Below are 2,831 nucleotides of genomic sequence, written 5' to 3'. Positions count from 1 at the left end.
CGCTGGCGAAATGGACCAGGGTCCAGATCACCAGCGCGGTGCCGGCGCACAGCAGCAAGCCCAGTGCGAGCCGGCGCAGCAGCGGCTGCGAGACGCGGCCGGTTTCCTGCTGGCTGCTCAGGCCCAGGCGCTGGCGGCGGGCGATCAGGGCGGTGGTGTGGTGCATGTCAGGTCCCGCTCATGTGCCGATCCGCGACGTGACCAGCGCCATGTCCACCGCCAGCCGGTTGCACAGGTCAATCACTTTGACCACCGGCTCGTAGCTGGCCTGGCCGTCGCCCTTGATGGCCACGGTGATCTTCGGGTCCGCGGCCTTGGCTGCGGCGAGGCGTTGCTCGATCTCCTGCGCCGTGAGCGCCGCGCCATTGAGCAGCAGCGCGCCCTCGGCCGTGATCTGCACCACCAGCAGTTCGTGGTGCTCGCTGCTGGGCGTGTTCGACGGCTTGGGCAGCGTGATGGACAGGCCTTGCACCGAGGCGGTCGTCATCAGGATGAAGACCACCAGCAGCACATAGGCCAGGTCCAGCATCGGCGTGACGTTGATCGTGTCGTAGGGCTTGGTGTCGTTCTGGACTTGCATGGCGTGCGCTCCCGTTTGTTCACTGCGCTTCGCGCTGCGTCACCAGGCCAAGCTCGGTGATGTCCAGCTTCTTGGCCACTTCCAGCACCTCGGTCACCTTCTGGTACTGGGTGCGCGCATCGGCCTTGAGCACCACCGGCAAGGAGGGGTTGGCCGCCTTCATCGCCGAGAGGCGCTGAGACAGTTCCTCCAGCGTGACCGGGTACGCGTCCAGGTAGACCGCGCCTTCCTTGGTGATGGTCACCGCGCGCGTCTGCGGCTTGGCCAGCTGGTTGGCCGCCAGCGTGCGCGGCGAGTTGACCTTCACGCCTTGCACAGAGGCGGTCGTCAGGATGATGAAGGTGACCAGCAGCACATAGGCCAGGTCCAGCATCGGCGTGATGTTGATGTCGTCGTACGGCTCATTGCCGCTCTTCACGTCAGCTGACATGGCCTGTTAGTCGCTTATTGCGGACCATGCAGCTCGGCTGCGCGGGTCACGAACTCGTCGACAAAAATTTGCATGTCGGCCGAGATGGTCTTGATGCGCGAGGCCAGCCAGTTGTAGCCAAACAGCGCGGGGATCGCGACGCCCAGGCCGGCAACGGTGGCCAGCAGCGCGGCGGCAATGCCGGGGGCAATCGCGTTGACGTTGACGTCGCCGGCCGCGGCAATGGCGGCGAAGGTGATCATCACGCCGACCACGGTGCCGAGCAGGCCAAGGAACGGGCCGCCGGAGATGGCAATCGTCAGCAGCACCATGCGGGCGTTCAGCACGTGGTTCTCGCGCACCTGCACCGCGTCCATCGTCGCCTTGATCGAGTTCAGCGAGGCGCCGGTCAGCGTCTGCATGCCACGCTCGCGGCGCTTGGCGATCTCGGCCTCGCCGGTGGCATAGAGCCGGTACAGCGTGGAGTGCACGAACTCGCCCGCAGTCTTCAGGCCCTGGCCGGTGAAGTCGGCACGGAAGCGTTCCAGGAAACGCTCGTTGTCGCGGCCCACGCGCTGGACCAGCATGGCCTTGGTGACCATCACCGCAGCGGCGATGAAGAACATCACGATCAGCACGCCAATCACCGCCCAGGCGTCACCGGTTAGGTTCTTCAACAGGATGCCGAAGTAGCCGCCACCGCCGGACTCGCCACCGCCGTCGGCGCTTTCCTTCTGGCTCTTGATGAAGCTGCCGTCCATGCCTTGCGCCGCGGCGGCCAGTCTGACCCAGCCGGCGTCGCGTGCGGCCGGCAGGATCTGCAGTTCGTCCACCAGGCCCTTGTAGCCCTCGCCCAGCACCATGGCTGGCGTGGCTGCTGCGGGCAGCAAGGCATCGGCCTGGCCCACCGGCTTGCCGTTGATGTAGAGCTGGGCCTTGCCCTGCCCCACCGTGAGCACCACGTGCGACCAGGCCGAGCCGGGCAGCGCCGCGCCGCCCAGGCGCTCGTCGCCGATGCGGGCTTCGAGCTGGTCCAGCACGCGCATCAGCTTGACGGGGCCCAGCGCCAGCAGCGTCGAGGATTCGGTCGGCGCGTCGGGCTTGAGCCACAGCGCAATCGTCAGCCCGCCTTCGGGTGACAGCACCAGCCGCGCATTGGGGCCGAAGCTCAGCGGCGTGCCGGCCAGGCGCACCGCACCGCCGAGCAGGCCGTTGGGCTCGCGTTGCATCACGGTTGTGCTGACCGCGCTGCTGGTGGCGTCATGCGCAGGGCCGTCGGCCGGCTCGCTGAAGTGCAGCACCGCGGCATGGTCGGCCGCGAACAGGCCAGGCTTGGCTTCGGCCGTGGCCTTGTCGTTGCCGGCGTAGACGTGCAGCAGGTTCTTGTCGCTGCCCTGCGCCACGCTGGGCATGCGCACCCACAACACAGCCAGTTCGTTGATCGCGTCGAAACGCTCGATCTCGAACGGCAGTGGCGTCTTGTCGTCGGCGCCGACGACGCGCAGGTCCGCGCCGTCCGGCAGCGCCAGCGCGAAGTCGAAGTTGCCCGAGTGCAGGCGCACCGGCACCAGCACATCGGCCTGCGCATTGGGCAGCGCCAGGCCCTTGGCCGTCGTGTCCAGCTCGACGCGGGTGCGGGTGGTCCAGGCGTCGTTCCACCAGGCGTGGGCCGGCGTGGCGAGGACCGTGGACAGGGCCAGGGCAGTCAGCAGTTGGCGAATCATGGGTGGGTTTCTTTTCTTCGGATCGGAATGGAATCAGCCCTGGCCAAAGCCAAGGAACTCGAGCAGCAACTGGCGGCGCGCACGGCGCTTGCGGCGCCGCTCCTCTTCGTCGTCGCCG

Annotated in this window: 3 protein-coding genes; all 3 read right to left on the bottom strand. The window is 67.5% G+C overall.

Translation table 11 applies throughout. The annotated features are described in order from the left end of the window. Window positions 1-178 precede the first annotated feature (178 nt). Genes FKP22_RS26235 through FKP22_RS26225 form a run of 3 tightly spaced genes read right to left on the bottom strand, consistent with a single transcriptional unit; the run spans window position 179 to window position 2,713 of the window. On the bottom strand, window positions 179-580 hold the full coding sequence (locus tag FKP22_RS26235) for an ExbD/TolR family protein (RefSeq protein ID WP_141290819.1): 402 nt from the start codon (window positions 578-580) through the stop codon (window positions 179-181). A 19-nt stretch (window positions 581-599) separates the two neighbouring features. After that, complete coding sequence (locus tag FKP22_RS26230) at window positions 600-1,010, bottom strand: ExbD/TolR family protein (RefSeq protein WP_141290817.1); 411 nt, start codon at window positions 1,008-1,010, stop codon at window positions 600-602. Window positions 1,011-1,024: 14 nt separating this feature from the next. Beyond that, a complete protein-coding gene (locus FKP22_RS26225; protein ID WP_141290815.1) occupies window positions 1,025-2,713 on the bottom strand; it encodes a DUF2341 domain-containing protein in 1,689 nt (562 codons plus the stop codon). Window positions 2,714-2,831: the final 118 nt, after the last annotated feature.

Origin of the sequence: Ideonella azotifigens, from assembly GCF_006519715.1 — a bacterium.
Taxonomy (GTDB): Bacteria; Pseudomonadota; Gammaproteobacteria; order Burkholderiales; family Burkholderiaceae_C; genus Ideonella; species Ideonella azotifigens.
The sequence above is the reverse complement of the archived record's forward strand: the minus strand, read 5'-3'. Positions and strand labels throughout refer to the sequence as shown.

Excerpts from the sequence above, each read along its gene's own strand:
- FKP22_RS26235 (WP_141290819.1), bottom strand. The coding sequence starts at position 580 with ATGCAAGTCCAGAACGACACCAAGCCCTACGACACGATCAACGTCACG.
- FKP22_RS26230 (WP_141290817.1), bottom strand. The coding sequence starts at position 1,010 with ATGTCAGCTGACGTGAAGAGCGGCAATGAGCCGTACGACGACATCAAC.
- FKP22_RS26225 (WP_141290815.1), bottom strand. The coding sequence starts at position 2,713 with ATGATTCGCCAACTGCTGACTGCCCTGGCCCTGTCCACGGTCCTCGCC.